The sequence below is a fragment of the Sagittula sp. genome (assembly GCF_052825245.1).
This window is the reverse complement of the sequence record NZ_JBRBWD010000033.1, coordinates 106872-121929: the sequence shown is the minus strand read 5'-3', so window position 1 is coordinate 121929 and position 15058 is coordinate 106872. Positions and strand designations below refer to the sequence as shown.

Annotated in this window: 12 protein-coding genes; 5 read left to right on the top strand and 7 right to left on the bottom strand. The window is 67.8% G+C overall.

Annotation, left to right across the window (positions count from 1 at the left end; all coding sequences use genetic code 11):
• The first annotated feature begins 6 nt into the window (after positions 1-6).
• The gene (locus ACU0DV_RS14760) at positions 7-1050 is read left to right on the top strand and encodes a threonine aldolase family protein (protein ID WP_446241877.1); all 1044 of its coding nucleotides are present in this window, start codon (positions 7-9) and stop codon (positions 1048-1050) included.
• Between the two features lie 59 nt (positions 1051-1109).
• On the opposite strand, the gene hspQ is transcribed toward ACU0DV_RS14760, so the two are convergent.
• Positions 1110-1436, bottom strand: a complete 327-nt coding sequence (gene hspQ, locus ACU0DV_RS14755) for a heat shock protein HspQ (protein WP_100930856.1) — start codon at positions 1434-1436, stop codon at positions 1110-1112.
• A gap of 236 nt (positions 1437-1672) precedes the next feature.
• Here hspQ and ACU0DV_RS14750 point away from each other — a divergent pair, with 236 nt between their 5' ends.
• A complete protein-coding gene (locus tag ACU0DV_RS14750) occupies positions 1673-2269 on the top strand; it encodes a transglycosylase SLT domain-containing protein (protein ID WP_283982247.1) in 597 nt (198 codons plus the stop codon).
• Between the two features lie 4 nt (positions 2270-2273).
• Here the strand turns inward: ACU0DV_RS14750 and ACU0DV_RS14745 are convergent, their stop codons facing one another.
• Together ACU0DV_RS14745 and ACU0DV_RS14740 are read right to left on the bottom strand one after the other, a co-directional pair.
• Positions 2274-3332 (bottom strand): MBL fold metallo-hydrolase, encoded by a 1059-nt coding sequence (locus ACU0DV_RS14745; RefSeq protein ID WP_370311797.1) that lies wholly within the window; start codon positions 3330-3332, stop codon positions 2274-2276.
• A 13-nt stretch (positions 3333-3345) separates the two neighbouring features.
• Positions 3346-3930 (bottom strand): LolA family protein, encoded by a 585-nt coding sequence (locus ACU0DV_RS14740; protein WP_446241878.1) that lies wholly within the window; start codon positions 3928-3930, stop codon positions 3346-3348.
• A gap of 354 nt (positions 3931-4284) precedes the next feature.
• On the opposite strand from ACU0DV_RS14740, the gene ACU0DV_RS14735 reads away from it, so the two are divergent.
• The gene (locus tag ACU0DV_RS14735; protein ID WP_446241879.1) at positions 4285-4671 is read left to right on the top strand and encodes a hypothetical protein; all 387 of its coding nucleotides are present in this window, start codon (positions 4285-4287) and stop codon (positions 4669-4671) included.
• Positions 4672-4809: 138 nt separating this feature from the next.
• Here ACU0DV_RS14735 and ACU0DV_RS14730 read toward each other — a convergent pair whose 3' ends face one another.
• The 3 genes from ACU0DV_RS14730 to ACU0DV_RS14720 form a co-directional block, all read right to left on the bottom strand.
• Positions 4810-8028, bottom strand: coding sequence for a DNA translocase FtsK 4TM domain-containing protein (locus ACU0DV_RS14730; protein ID WP_446241880.1), 3219 nt, complete (start codon positions 8026-8028; stop codon positions 4810-4812).
• Between the two features lie 93 nt (positions 8029-8121).
• Positions 8122-9300, bottom strand: a complete 1179-nt coding sequence (locus tag ACU0DV_RS14725) for an aminotransferase class I/II-fold pyridoxal phosphate-dependent enzyme (protein WP_446241881.1) — start codon at positions 9298-9300, stop codon at positions 8122-8124.
• A 434-nt stretch (positions 9301-9734) separates the two neighbouring features.
• Entirely contained in the window at positions 9735-11063 is a 1329-nt protein-coding gene (locus ACU0DV_RS14720) for an amidase (RefSeq protein WP_446269994.1), read from the bottom strand.
• 93 nt (positions 11064-11156) lie between these two features.
• Here ACU0DV_RS14720 and ACU0DV_RS14715 point away from each other — a divergent pair, with 93 nt between their 5' ends.
• Both ACU0DV_RS14715 and ACU0DV_RS14710 read left to right on the top strand, forming a co-directional pair.
• The gene (locus tag ACU0DV_RS14715; RefSeq protein ID WP_446241883.1) at positions 11157-12404 is read left to right on the top strand and encodes a UbiH/UbiF/VisC/COQ6 family ubiquinone biosynthesis hydroxylase; all 1248 of its coding nucleotides are present in this window, start codon (positions 11157-11159) and stop codon (positions 12402-12404) included.
• A gap of 148 nt (positions 12405-12552) precedes the next feature.
• Entirely contained in the window at positions 12553-13299 is a 747-nt protein-coding gene (locus ACU0DV_RS14710; RefSeq protein WP_100927984.1) for an SDR family NAD(P)-dependent oxidoreductase, read from the top strand.
• Positions 13300-13481: 182 nt separating this feature from the next.
• Here the strand turns inward: ACU0DV_RS14710 and ACU0DV_RS14705 are convergent, their stop codons facing one another.
• On the bottom strand, positions 13482-15005 hold the full coding sequence (locus ACU0DV_RS14705; protein ID WP_446241884.1) for a DUF2125 domain-containing protein: 1524 nt from the start codon (positions 15003-15005) through the stop codon (positions 13482-13484).
• Positions 15006-15058 lie beyond the last annotated feature (53 nt).

Below are 15058 nucleotides of genomic sequence, written 5' to 3'. Positions count from 1 at the left end.
GGGCACATGAATTTTGCATCCGACAACGCAGGTCCCGTCCATCCGAAGGTGATGGAGGCGCTGGCGCGCGTGAACACCGGCTACCAGCACGGCTACGGCAACGATCCGGAGACGGAGGCCGCCAAGGCCGCCCTGCGCGACTTGTTCGAGGCCCCGGACGCCGAGGTCTTCCTGATGCCCGGCGGCACGGCGGCGAACGCGCTGGTGCTGGGCACGCTGGTCCAGCCCTGGCAGGCCGTCTATTGCTCCGGCCTCGCCCATATCCACGTCGACGAATGCAACGCGCCGGAGTTCTATACCGGCGGGGCAAAGCTGGTCGCTGCGGTGCCGGGCGACCGCCTGACGCCGGACGCGTTGAAAAAGGCATGGGCCTTCTGGGACACCGGCGACGTGCACCAGCCCTTCGGCGGCGCACTCTCGGTGACCAACACCACCGAGCGCGGCAACACCTACACACTGGACGAACTGAAGGCGCTCTTCGACCTCGCGAAGGGGCGCGGGCTGGCGGTGCACCTCGACGGCGCACGCTTTGCCAATGCCGTGGCCCGGCTGGGCTGCACCCCGGCCGAGATGAGCTGGAGGATCGGCGCCGATGCCGTTGTCTTCGGCGGCACGAAGAACGGCTGCATGGCGGTCGAGGCGGTGATCTTCTTCGACCCGGAAAAGGCGCGCGGCCTGCCCTTCCGGCGGATGCGCTCTGGCCACCTGCTGTCGAAGCACCGCTACCTCGCCGCGCAGATGAACGCCTATGTCGCTGACGGGCTGTGGCTCGACCTCGCGAAGAAGGCCAACGCCACCTGCGCCAGACTGGTGGAGGGGCTGGGCGCGCTGGGGGTGGAGATCACCACCGAGACGCCGGCCAACATGATCTACTTCCGCCTGCCGCTGCGCCAGCATGAGGCGCTATTGGCGAAGGGCGCGGTCTACTACCACATGCCCGAACCCGACGACGGCCCCGATGCATCCGTACGCGGGCGGCTGGTCTGCGACTGGAACCTGTCCGAAGAGGCCGTCGACCGTTTCCTCGACCTCGTGAAGTCGGAGATATGAGCAAAGGAAAAGGCGGCCTCGTCGGGCCGCCTTTTCCTTTCACCGCATGGTCGCGCCGGTCAGTTCAGCGCAAAATGCAGCTCGTAGCTGCCATCGGTGAACGCCCCGAACAGGTCCGGGATGTCTGGATGATCCACCGGCTCGCCCGAGTAATCGGCGACCAGGTTCTGTTCGGACACGTAGGCCACGTAGAAGCTCTGATCGTTTTCCGCCAGCAGATGATAGAACGGCTGCTTCTTCGCAGGCCTGCTCTCTTCCGGGATCGATTCGTACCATTCCTCGGTGTTGTTGAACTCCGGGTCGACATCGAAGACCACACCGCGGAACGGGTGTTTCCTGTGCCGGACGACTTGTCCCAGGTGATATTTCGCGCGCTGTCTCAGCATGTGCTCCACCTTGCTTTCCCCCACTCTTACCGTTCCGGGGCGGGATTTGTCCAACAATTGCCATGAATCCGCCGGAAACACTCTGTGGAGACGCATCCAACAGTGTCCAATGCGGCGAGCGCCTGCGGATTGATCATGCAACCCCCGCGACTCACCCAAAAGGAAATGTGATTTCAAAGCGGGCCGCAATGGGTTAAAATCCCTACAACAAAAATAACGAACGACGCGAGAGGCAGATGAGCAGAACCCTTCGCGCGCTGGTAATCATTCTGTTGGCGGCTTCCTGTGGAGGCGGCGGCGGCGGAAGCGGCACGTCCCCGAACCAATTGGACGATGCCTGTGCGATTCTCCAGCAGCGCCCGACTTATTACCGCGCCTTCCGGGCCACCGAACGCCGCTGGGGCGTGCCGGTGCACGTCCAGATGGCTGTCATCCACCAGGAGAGCAAGTTCGACTCCGACGCGCGCACGCCGCTGCGGTTCACGCTGGGCGTGATTCCCATGGGGCGGCAGAGCTCGGCGTTCGGCTATTCGCAGGCGCTGGACGGCACCTGGGACGAATACCTGGCCGACGGCGCACGCCGCAACGCGCGGCGCGACGACATCCGCGACGCCACGGACTTCATGGGCTGGTACATGAAGCAGACCGAGGAACAGCTTGGCATCCCTCTCTGGGACGCACGCCGGCAGTACCTCGCCTACCACGAGGGCCGCTCCGGCTATCGCCGCGGGTCGTACAACAGCAAGGCGTGGCTGATGCGCGTCTCGTCCTCGGTGGGCGACCGGGCCATCATGTACCAGGGCCAGCTGCGCGGCTGCCGCCACGCACGCTAGTCCGTCAGGTCGTAATCGGGGGCACGTCCCACGTGTCCCCCGGCGCCTGCGCGCGGAAGCGGTCGGGCGCCACCGCATGACGCTCCAGCGCCTCCTGCAAGGCGGTCAGCGGGGCCGTGCGTGCCTCGTCGGTCAGCTGGATCGTACCCCAGTGGTGGCCGATGGCATAGGCCGCCCCTGACAGCAGCAGCCCCTGCACCGCCTCGTCCGGGTTCTGGTGCTGGTCGCGCATGAACCAGCGCGGCTCGTAGGCACCGATCGGCAGGATCGCCAGCCTGAGCGGCCCGAAGCGGTCGAGCCCGCGATAGGGCCGCCCGCCGTCGAAACCCGTGTCCCCGATGTGCAGGATCGTGCCCGCCGGACCGGTGACGACGAACCCGCCCCAGAGCGCCATGGACCGGTCCCCCACGCCCCGCGCCGACCAATGGTGGCAGGGTGTGCAATGGACCGTCAGCGGCCCCGCCTCCACCGAATGCCCCCAGTCCACCGTCTGACAGCGCAGGCCGGTCGGCGCCACCAGCGCGTCGTTGCCAAGCGGCGTGATGACAAGCGGATCGTGCGTGGCCTTCAGACGGCGCAGTGTGGCGATGTCGAGGTGGTCGTAATGGTTGTGCGACAGCAGCACCACGTCGATGGGCGGCAGGTCGGCAAAGGCGACGCCGGGGGCCACAACACGCTTCGGCCCGGCGAAGGTCATGGGCGAGGCGCGCCCGGACCAGAACGGATCGGTCAGGATGTTGAGCCCGGCAGTCTGGATCAGCAGCGTCGCGTGGCCGACCATGGTCACGGTCATGTCCTGCACCCGTTCGGCAGGCCTCGTGCTGCCCGACAGCGCCACCTCGTCCGGCCATTCCGCGGGCTTCGGCCCGAAGCGCCAGCGCATCAGGTCGCGGAACCCCTTCGGCACCTGCCCTTCGGGGTTGAAGAAACGGACCCCGTCAAAGTGATCGCTGACGGGGCCGTCGTAATAGCGGTTACGTCCGTTGCGCGCCGCCACCGTCCCGCCTGCCGCGGACACGCCGAGAAGCGCCGCGGCAGAACGGAAGAGGGTGCGCCGGTTCACGCGACCGGCCCGGTCAACGGTTCAGCTCGGAATCGATGAGGAATGCGCTTGTGGGGATGGAGGTCTTCTGCAGACCGCCCAGCACAACGGTCGTCTTCACCCCGTCGCCATCGGTGATGATCCACTGCCGCAGCTCCGTCGGGTTGGCGGTGAACTTCAGCTGGATGTTGCCGTACTCCGGGCGGCGCGGGTCCTGGGCCGTCACCACCGTGGCCGTCCCGTCGAAGCTGTGGCCGGTCACCATGCCCGCCTGTCCGAGGTTCACGTTGCGGGCGAGAATGATCGACAGCGGCGTCTGCTCGAGCGGGTAGGTCTCGGGCATGCCACCCAGCTTGCGGTCAAGGATGTAGACCGACCCGGACGACACCAGCACCAGCCCGCGCTCCGGCGGGTTGTAGTCGAAGCGGGCCTTGCCCGGCCGCTTGATCGAGATCGTCCCGGTGGAGATCGTGCCGTCCGAGTTGATCTGGGTGAACGGGCTCTTGACGGTCTGAAGCGTGTTCAGATAGCGCGAAATCTCGTTCAGCGACAGTTGCTGCGCCTGTGCCGAGGCTGCCAGGAATACGGCGGCCACTGCGGCCAGTAGGATGCGGATCATGCGGAGTCTCCTGCTCTTGTCGCCTTCCATGTGTCGGTTCGTCGCCTGATATGCGATAGCCGCGCAGGTGAAACCACATATCATCGGCGAAGTTCCACCGATCAAGGCGTCGTGGCGAAATGAGACGCCCCTTCCTCCGGCCAGATCGAGGAAAAGTTTCCCCGAAATTACCTTAGCAGTGACCATACATCACGGTTATGATGCTCCCGGTTGCACTATCAACTTAATATGTTTTCTGTTTGCACTTTATTACACTCGCACAGGTGGCCCTTGGATCACGCCGTCCCGTACCTGACCCGGATGAGCCCGGCCTTGCGCCGTGCCCTGATGGTTTGGTCCTCCTGGCGGCATGATGTGTCCCACCCCCCGCGCTTCGACGAGATGCAGATCGTCGACATCGCCACCCCGGAGCTGGCGGCCAGCGTGGGAGAGGTCATCCGCGAAGGGGACGACCCGGCGCCGGTGGACTTCCGGCTGATCTACGTCTGCCCCAACCTGCGCCATCTCGCCCTCGACAAGGAAGAAGGTGCCCTCTTCTCGGAACGTCGGCACAGCCGGCCCGGCAGCCCCACGTTCAATGCGGCGCACGACGCCGCGACCCTTGGAAAGGCGCAGTTCTTCGATGCCTCGGGGTCGAAGGGCGTGCTCGGCTTCCGCAAGCTGGAAGGGCTCTCCCTGCCGCTCTGGGGGGAGACCGACCACGTGGACTACGTCATGACCGTGGTGTGCTTCGAGCGCTAGAAAAGCTACCTGTCCGCCGCGCCACGACCGATCCCGATCTTTCGCGGTTCCGTTTCCGCCGATCCAACGAACCCGGCCACGGAAAAGGCGGGAAAGCCACGCTTCCCCGCCCCTCTCACGTTCAATAATGGCTGCCGCTCAGGCCTGTTCGGGCACGAGGATCTCCCGCTTGCCGACATGGTTGGCGGCGGACACGACGCCCTCGTCCTCCATCTGCTCCACGAGGCGCGCCGCCTTGTTGTAGCCGATGCCCAGCTTGCGCTGGATGTAGGAGGTCGAACACTTGCGGTCCTTGATGACAATCGCCACCGCCTGGTCGTAAAGCGCATCCTCGCCGCCGGTGTTGCCACCCGTGTTCAGGCCCAGCACGGCGTCGATATTGTCGGCCTTCTCCTCGTCCGGGCCTTCCACCACGCCGCCCACGTATTCCGGCGGGCCATAGGCCTTGAGGTGGTTGACGATCTCCTCGACCTCTTCGTCGCTGACGAACGGACCGTGGCAGCGGGTGATCTTCGCCCCGCCCGCCATGTAAAGCATGTCGCCCATACCGAGGAGCTGCTCGGCGCCCATCTCGCCCAGGATCGTGCGGCTGTCGATCTTCGACGTCACCTGGAAGGAGATCCGGGTCGGGAAGTTCGCCTTGATCGTGCCGGTGATGACGTCGACCGACGGACGCTGCGTCGCCATGATCAGGTGGATGCCCGAAGCCCGCGCCATCTGCGCCAGGCGCTGGATGCAGGCTTCGATCTCCTTGCCCGCGACCATCATCAGGTCGGCCATCTCGTCGACGATGACGACGATGTAGGGCATCTTCTTCGGCTCGAACTCGTCGGTCTCGAACACCGGTTCGCCCGTCTCGTCGTCGAATCCGGTCTGCACCGTGCGCGAGAACATCTCGCCCTTCGACAGGGCATCCGCCACGCGCGAGTTGTAGCCGTCGATGTTCCGCACGCCCATCTTGGACATCTTGCGGTAACGGTCTTCCATCTCACCCACGACCCACTTCAGCGCCACCACGGCCTTCTTCGGATCGGTCACCACCGGCGACAGCAGGTGCGGGATGCCGTCGTAGACGCTGAGTTCCAGCATCTTCGGGTCGATCATCACCAACCGCAGGTCCTCCGGCGTCAGCTTGTAGAGCAGCGACAGGATCATGGTGTTGATTGCCACCGACTTGCCCGAACCCGTCGTACCCGCGATCAGCAGGTGGGGCATCTTGGCGAGGTTCGCGACCATCGGGTCGCCGCCGATGTCCTTGCCGAGCGCCAGCGGCAGCTTGTGGTTGCCGTCGCCGTACTCGCGGCCGGCGAGGATCTCGCGGAAGCAGACCATCTCGCGCTTGTCGTTCGGCAGTTCGATCCCGATGACCGAGCGGCCCGGCACGGTGGAGACACGCGCCGACAGGGCGGACATGCTGCGCGCGATATCGTCAGCCAGGCCGATCACGCGGCTGGCCTTCAGGCCCGGCGCCGGTTCCAGCTCGTACATGGTGACCACGGGGCCGGGACGGACAGAGACGATCTCCCCCTTCACGCCGTAGTCGTCCAGCACGGATTCCAGCATCCGGGCGTTCTCTTCCAGCGCCTCGTCCGACAGGTGGTGCCGTTCGATCCGCTCGGGCGACATCAGGAGCGACAGCGGCGGCAGCTCGAACTCCGGCGCGTTGTCCTCGAACTTCAGGCTCGGCTGGGCTTCCAGCTTGGCGCGGGTCGACAGCTGCACCGGCTTGCGGACCGGCTGCTGCACCACCTTCTTCGCATCCTGCATCGGCGCGGCGCGATGGACCGGCGGTGCAGGCATCGGCGGTGCGGGCGGCAGGGTGCGGTGGTCGTCGTCGTCCTCGTCGAAGCGGCTCACCACATCGTCGTCATCGTAGCCGTCGTCATAGCCGTCGTCGTATCTGTCGCCGTAGTCGTCGAAGTCCGACAGCTCGGTGTAGGCGTCGGCGGGCGGCGTGCGGTGCGGTTCGGCCACGCGCGGGGTGGCCGCCATGGCGGGCTGCGGCGGCAGCGTCGCATCCTCTGCCACGGGCGCGTTCATCGGGCGCGACGCACCGGGCGCCTGCGGCACGCTTCCGCGCGGCGTGGCATGCAGCGGCGGCAGGCCGGCGGCCCCGGCCATCGCCCCGGCGCTCATGGTGCGCGACGCGGTCAGAGGCGGTTCCGGCGGCAGCGCGGCTTGACCGGCGGTCATCGGCGGCTCCGGCGGCAGTCCCGCGGCTTGCGTGCGCTGCGAAATCAGAAGCGGCTGCGGGCCGTGACCCCGCCCCTTCGTCAGCGGCTTCGTCGGGTCCGGCCGCTTGGCGCTGAGCGTCGGCAGGACGGGACGGCGGGCATTCACGGCCGAGGCGATCTTGGCCCGGATGCGATCCTCGCCGGGGGCGTCCACGTCGTGATCCATCAGGTTCTCCACCAGTTCCGGCTGCGGCATCGGCGCCGGATCACGCCGGATCAGCGAGGGCATGCGCTTCAGGAACCCGGTCTTCTCCGGCGGCGGCGCAAAGGCCGGATCGTCGAAGTCGACGTCGTCCTCGGTCACCTCGAGCGTGTTGACCGGCGGCACGGCGCGCTTCACGCGCGGCGCGGTGGGGATGCCTTCGTGAGAGATCGCTTCGGCCTCTGCAGCGGCAGCCCGCGAGGCACGGCGTTCGGCGTTGCGCTCCTGCATGACACGGGCGGCGCCCACGGCCTGCTGCGCGCCACGGCCCGTCAGCCGGACGAGGAAGGCGTAGGTCATCACCACGCCGATCATCATGAAGCGGCCGATGCGCACCAGTTCCTCGCGGGTAAAGCCCAGAACGAAGGCGCCCAGCCCGATGATCCCGAGGCCCAGCACCAGCATGGTCAGTTTCAGCCCCAGCGCGGGCGACAGCGGCAGACCGGTCAGGATCGAGCCCATGACCATGTCGCCGAACAGACCGCCATGACCGAAGTGATGCGTCCAGTCGCCGCCTTGCGGCAGCCCCGAGGCATAGACCGAGCACAGCATCATCCAGACCGGGGCGAGGATCACGCAGAGGAACGACCGCCCCTCGGCCTTGTGGGCCACCATGCGCACGCCCCAGACGGCAAAGGCGAAGGACAGCGCCCATGTGCCCAGCCCGAGGATCATGAACAGGGGCGCGGCGATGTAGGCGCCCAGCCGGCCCAGCCAGTTCTGCACCGGCGCATCCGTGGCCGACAGCCAGGACGGATCGTCCGGCGAGTAGGAGGCGATCATCAGCGCGACGGCAAAGCCCACGATCACCATAACCACGCCCACCAGTTCGCGCCCGCGCTTTTCCAGCACCAGAGCGGTGTTGGAATCCAGCAGCGGATCGCGGCGGCGGCCTGAGTTGTGAGCCTGGTAAGATGCCATGTCGTGTTCGCCTCTTTTCTTGTCCTTGCGCCCTCTTCCGGGACCTTCGGCGCCGTCGCGCGCCGGTGCCCCGGCGGATGCGCCGGTCTTTTCTTATCCGTAAAGCGTGTCCCTGATGAGGGTCAGCCCTTCTTCCGTTTCGTCCCGCGGTGCCACGATGGCCACGCGGATATATGCCTTGCCCGGATTGCCCGCGGCAGTGTCCTTCGACAGGTACGCGCCCGGCAGCACCCGGACGCCGGTCTTCTGCCACAGCTGCAGCGTCGCGGCCTCGCCGTCCTCGACCGGCAGCCACAGGAACATGCCGGCGACCGGGCTCATGTAGCCGGGCACATGGCCCAGCAGGCGGTCCGCCAGTTCGTACTTCTCGACGTAGAGCGCGCGGTTCTCGGTGACGTGGGTCTCCTCGGCCCAGAGCTTTTCGGACACGCGCTGGATCGGCAGCGGCAGCGGCGCGCCGGAGTAGGCGCGCAACTGCTTCATCCGCGCGATGCTCTCCGGTCCGCCCGCGACAAAGCCCGACCGCAGCCCCGGCAGGTTCGACCGCTTCGACAGCGAATGGAAGGAGACAACGCGTTCCGGGTCGGCGCCCATGTCCTTCGCCACCTCCAGCGCGCCCTTCGGCGGCGTGTCGCGGTAGATCTCGGCATAACATTCGTCGGCGAGGATGACGAAGTCGTGCTTCTCCGCCAGTCCGATCAGATCGCGCCAGTACCCCTCGTCCGCCATGACCCCCTGCGGGTTGGCGGGCGAACAGATGTAGACGGCCGCCGTGCGGTCCAGCACATCCGCCCCGACAGAGGCGAAGTCCGGCAGGTGGCCCGTCTCTGCCGTAGCGGGCACGAAACGCGGCTCCGCGCCCACCGAAATCGCCGAGATCATGTAAACCTGGTAGAACGGGTTCGGCATCAGCACGACCGGCCGCTTTCCGTTCTTCTGTTCGGGGATCAGCGACATGCCCGCGTTGTAGAGCCCCTCGCGCGACCCGTTCAGCGCCATGATCTGCGTGTCGGGGTCCATCATCACGTCGTAGCGGCGATAGAGCCAGTCGCGGATCGCGCCGCGCAGCTCGGGCGTGCCCTCGTTCGGCGGATACTTGGCAAATTCATGGGCATGGGCGACCAGCGTGTCCGAGATCCACAGCGGATACGGGTGCTTCGGCTCACCGATGGACATATGGCGCACCGGTCCGCCCGGCTCTGTCGAGTCGAGAAGTGCCCGCAGACGCGGGAACGCATAGGCCGGTAGGTTCGAGAACCGCTCGGGGAACATCTGGTCTGCTCTGTACTGCCTCGGTATGCCCGTTCGGGCGTCGGGGTCGTTTTCCGCCCCGCGTTGCACGAAGGATACGTTTATTGCCCCCGGTCTGTCCAGAATCTTGGGGCACCTCCGGGGCGATGTGGCGCGAAAGTCGCAATAGTGCTCAATGACTTCGCCCGCGCGGTCACGGTTCAGCCCCGCGTCCCGGCGACAGGACCGCACCATTTGCGCCCCTGCGCCGTGGATGGCGCGCATCTGGCCCCTCTGACCGGCCCACCCGCCACCTGCCCCCCCGCCCGGTCGCGCCGGGCGGCCCGAACGATGATCGCCTTTCTGGCCACCGGCGGTTGACACCGGCGCGTCCTCCTGAACCGCATCGAAAAGGGCCCGGCCGTCAAAGCCGGGCCCCTGCCCAGGTCACGATTCTCCGCAGGTCCGGGGGCGTCTCAGCCCGCCAGCGCAGTCTCCACGCCTTTCGCCAGCCGCAGCACCCGGTGTTCCGCCATCGGCGGCGCCATGACGGAGATGCCGCAGCTCGGCAGACCGGCGGGCAAGGTGACGATGGCACCGCCCAGCAGGTTGCCGATGCGGGTGTTGCGCAGGGTGCGGAGGTTCGCCTTCACGTAGGTCTCGCCCAGTTCCATCAGCGTCGCCGCCTTCTCCGGCAGATTGGGCGCCGTGGGCATCAGCACCCCGTCAAACCCGGCCGTCGCCCGCGCCCATGTTTCCCGCACCGCGCGCAGCCGCTGCCAGGCCGCCTCGAAATCCGGGCCGGAGTGCGACTTCCCGCTCTCGAACCGCTCGCGGATCGGCTGGAACATCAGGTCGGGCCGCGCGTCGATCTCCGCGCCCCAGGTCGCCCAGGCCTCCACCGTGTACAGCATGGCGCTGTCCTTGTTCGGCCCCTCGATCTCCGGGAAGTCGAGCGGCACGATCTCGGCCCCGGCCTCCCGGATCCGGTCCAGCGCCTGCGCGTAGGCCCGCGCAGGCGCTTCGTCGAGGTCGTCCATCACCACGGTCTGCAGGGCCGCGAACCGCCGCCCCTTCAGCGACGTGTCGCCGCGCAGGTCCGGCGCCGGGCTGCCCTCCAGCGCCGACAGAACCAGCGCCGCATCCTCCACCGTCCGGCACAGCGGCCCCACCGTGTCGAAGCTGACGATCAGCGGCACCACCCCCTTCAGCGACAGCCGCCCCGTGGTGGTCTTCAGCCCCACGAGGTCGTTCCAGCAGGCGGGCAGCCGGACGCTGCCGCCGGTGTCCGAGCCGATCCCCGCCGCCGCCAGGCCAAACGCCACCGAAGCCGCCGCCCCGGAGGACGAGCCCCCCGCCACCGCGTCGGGATCGTTCACGCAGGGCGAGGTCGCGGTCGACGGGTTCAGCCCCAGGCCGGAGAACGCCAGTTCCGACATGTGCGTCTTGCCGAGGCAGACCAGCCCGTTCAGCGTCGCAGTGCGCAAGACCTCCGCGTCCTGCGCAGGCACCCGGCCCTTCAGCAGCGCCGAACCCGCCTCCGTCGCGACGCCCGCTGTGTCGTAGAGGTCCTTCCAGCTGATCGGCACCCCGTCCAGCGGATGCCGCCGCAGTTTCAGCCGCGCCCGCTCCGCCGCGGCCTCGGCCTCGGCCATGGCACGCTCCGGGGTCATGCGGGCAAAGATGCGGTCCTTCAGCGGATGCGCCTCGATCGCGTCGAGCATGTCGCGCGTCAGCCGGACCGGATCGGTCTCGCCGGAGGCAATGGCGCGTCCGAGGTCGGCGGCGCTGGGTCGGTCGGTCATGTCGGGCTCCCTGTCGTGCAGCACCTTGCGGCGGCGGCCATGCCTCCCCCCGGCTCCGGTGCGTCAGGAACAGGAGTAGCGGCGGGAAGGCGCATGGACAATCCCGCGCGGGCCGCCATATTCCGCCTCATGGAACATGACCTGATCATCGTGGGCGGCGGGCTGAACGGTCCGGCCCTTGCCCTCGCCGCCGCCCGCGCCGGACTGACCAGCGTGGTGCTCGACGCCCTGCCCGCGGCAACCCGCAGCGACGACAACTTCGACGGGCGCGGCTACGCGCTGGCCCTTGCCTCGCAGCGGATGCTCGCCGCGCTCGGCCTCTGGGACGGGCTGGCGGCCGACGCGCAACCGATGCGCCAGATCAAGGTCACCGATGGCCGCGTGGGCGAGGCGCAGGTCTTCCTCGGCCTGCATTTCGACAGCGCCGAGCTCGAGGAAGGCCCGATGGGCTACATGCTCGAGGACCGCTTCCTGCGCCGCGCGCTCATGGCCGCGACCGAGGCCTCGCCGCTCATCACCCCCCGCGCCGGCACCCGGGTCATCGCCCAGACCACCGGACCCGAGGGCGCGACCGTGACGCTCGACGACGGCGAGGTGCTGAAAGGCCGGCTGCTGGTCGGCGCCGACGGGCGGTCCAGCGGCACGGCGGCCCGCGCGGGCATCCGGCGCACCGGCTGGGGCTACGGCCAGACCGCGCTGGTCTGCGCCATCTCGCACGAAAAACCGCACGCGGGCGTGGCCCACCAGCTCTTCCTGCCCTCCGGCCCGCTGGCGATCCTGCCGCTGCCCGGCAACCGCTCCTCCATCGTCTGGAGCGAGACCGAACACCGCGCAAAGGCGATCGACGCGCTCGGCGATGCGGAATACCTGCAGGTCCTGCGCCCCCGCTTCGGCGACTTCCTCGGCGAGATCGGGCTGGCCGGGCAACGCTTCACCTACCCGCTGAACCTGACGCTGGCGAACCGCTTCGTCGACACCCGGCTGGCGCTGGTGGGCGACGCGGCCCACGGCATGCACCCCATCGCCGGACAGGGCCTGAACGCCGGTCTGCGCGACGTGGCAGCCCTCGCCCATGTGCTGAGCCACGCCAACGCCCGCGGCGAAGACATCGCCTCCGAGCCCGTCCTCGCCCGCTACCAAAGCTGGCGGCGCTTCGACACCGCCTCGCTCGCGGCCAGCACGGACCTCTTCAACCGGCTGTTCTCGAACGACAATCCGCTCCTGCGGCTGGCGCGGGACGCGGGCATGGCGGCGGTCAACGCCGTCCCCGGCCTGCGCCGCGGCATCATCCGCGAGGCCGCGGGCCTGACCGGCGACCTGCCCGACCTGATGCGCGGCTGAACGAACGGGGCGCGGGTCAGACCATCCCCGCCGACGCACATCCCGCCGGCCCGACGGCATCCTCTGGCGCCGCATCCCGCGACCACGCCCCTTCCCCACCGCGCCGCGCTCTGCTTATCTGCGGCGGTCAACGGGAGGAAAGACACCAATGAAAACCGCTATCGTGACGGGCGCCGCCCGGGGCATCGGGCTGGCCACCACCGACCTCTTCCGCGAAATGGGCTGGCAGGTCGCCATGGTCGACCGCGACCGCGAGGAACTGGAGAAGGTGGCCGCCGACCGCGACAACATCCTCGCCGTCTGCCGCGACGTGTCCAACCCGCAGGAGGTGGACGCCATGATGCGTGACACACTCGCCTGGTCGCCCGCCGTCGACGCGCTGGTCAACAACGCCGGCGTCGCGGAGTTCGGCCCGATCGAGGACTGCGACTTCACCACCTGGCGGCGGGTGATGGAAACCAACCTCGACGGCGTCTTCCTCTGCTCGCAGGCCGCGACCCCGGCGCTCAAGGAAAGCCGCGGCGCGATCCTCAACATCGCCTCGATCTCCGGCCTGCGCGCCTCCACCCTGCGCGTGGCCTACGGCACCTCGAAGGCGGGCGTCATCCACCTGACCAAGCAGCACGCCGCCGAACTGGGCGAATACGGCATCCGTGTGAACTGCGTGGCCCCCGGCCCGGTGAAGACCAAGCTCTCCATCGCCGTCCACAGCCCCGAGATCATCAAGGCCTACCACGATTCGATCCCGCTCAACCGCTACGGGACAGAGCGTGAGCTGGCCGAGGTAATCTGCTTCCTCTGCTCGGACAAGGCCGCCTACGTGACCGGACAGATCGTCTCCGTCGACGGCGGCTTCGACTCCACCGGCGTGGGCCTGCCCGCACTGCGCGGCTGACCCCCTGCTTCTCTGCTGCAGAAATACTCCGGGGTGAGGCCGCAGGCCGAGGGGCAGCGCCCCTCCATCCGGTCGCGCCGCAAGGCGTGACCAGGACCTGCCGCGCGGCACGCGCGCCCGCCTGCCTGCAAACGAAAAAGGGCGGGGATCCGGCCCCGCCCTTCCAGACACGTGTCAGAGGATCACTTGATCCGCTGGCCGTTCGCCAGGATCTGGCCCTGCGCGTTGAACTCGATGGTCGAGGTCGCGGTGTCCGGCTCGGCGCCCGGCACGGTGAACATGCCCAGCATCATCCGCGCGCCCATCGCATCCTGCTCCTGCACGATACCCATGGCGATCAGCTTGTCGATCAGCCCGTTCAGGCCGGAGACCTGCAGGTTCACCTGGCCCTCGGGGCGCGGCATGCCGTCGAAGGTCTCGAGGTCGGTATTGTCGAAGGTGAACGATCCCTCGCCCAGCACCTCCGCACCGACCGCGCGCACCACGAGGTCCGACAGCGTCAGCGCGTTCAGCTCACCCGGAACGCCGCCCTGGCTCTCGACCTCCTCGATCGCATCGGGTTCGAGCAGCGACACGAAGGGCGTCACCTCGGCCTCGACATTGGCGCCGATGGTCGCCGGATCGCGCGGCAGCGTCTGGCCCGGATCGAAGATGTTCCACAGCATGTCCGCCATGGTGAAGTCCGCCAGGAGGATCGACAGGCCCGCGGGCTTCGGCGTGTCCGACTTCGCCAGCGGCACCTCGAGCGAGAAGCCCGCCTCTCCGAAACGCGCATCGATCGGGAACGGCATGTCGGGCACGGTCATCGACACGGTCTGCCCGACCGCCGACAGCGCATAGGTCATCGAGGCTTCGGACATCGCCATGCCCAGCTCGCCCGATTCCGACGAAAGCGTGCCGGCCACCGTGTCGGACCCGTCGACGAAGTTGAACTCCGTCGTGCCGCCCTTGTGCGCCATGGTCGCATCCACGGCAAAGCCCGCGGCGAACATCGCGGCCGGATCCTCGTAGTCCGAGTTCAGCGGCACGGTCGTCTCACCCGCCGCGGCCAGGCCGCGCAGGGTGCCCTTCAGCATGCCGGAGGAAGCCGGGTTCTCCGGGTCCTTGAAGGCAAAGTCATAGGAGATGTTGCCATAGGTGACCTCCTGGGTGATCGTCTGCGTGTCGGCCCCCTTCGAGACGTCGGCGGACCCCTCCATCGGGCCCATCGAGACGGAGGCCTTCAGCACGTCCGGCGGCAGTTGCTCTTCCGGGCTCTCGATCTCGTCGAGCGTCACGGTCATGCTCTCGGCGCTGTACTCGTAATGCATGTCGTTCTCGTCGCCCGAGATGTTCATGACCATGCCGCTCTGGGTCATGCCGAGCGTGACCGAGCCCTCCGACGGCTCACCGTCCTCCGAGAAGGTGATGACGATCTGCGAGCTTTCCGGCATCGACAGGTCGACCGACCCGTCGCCCTTCGCGGTATAGGTCATGTCCGGCATGGTGACGCCGACGCTGGCGTCTTCCTCCGGGACCGGGACGGTCATGGTGATATCGGTGACGGTCAGCGTGTCGCCGCTCACCGTCTCGGTCGCCGACACCTCGTAGCCGAAACCGGACATGTAGGATTCGAGGCTGTCCCACGCCTGCTGCGGCGTAATGTCCGCGTAAGCCGGGCCGCTCAGCACGAGCGCCAGGGCAGAGGCGGTAGCGAAGCGTTTCATAATGTACCTTTCTCAGTGACTTTCGTTATCCATCAAAGTCCAGCACCGGGGCA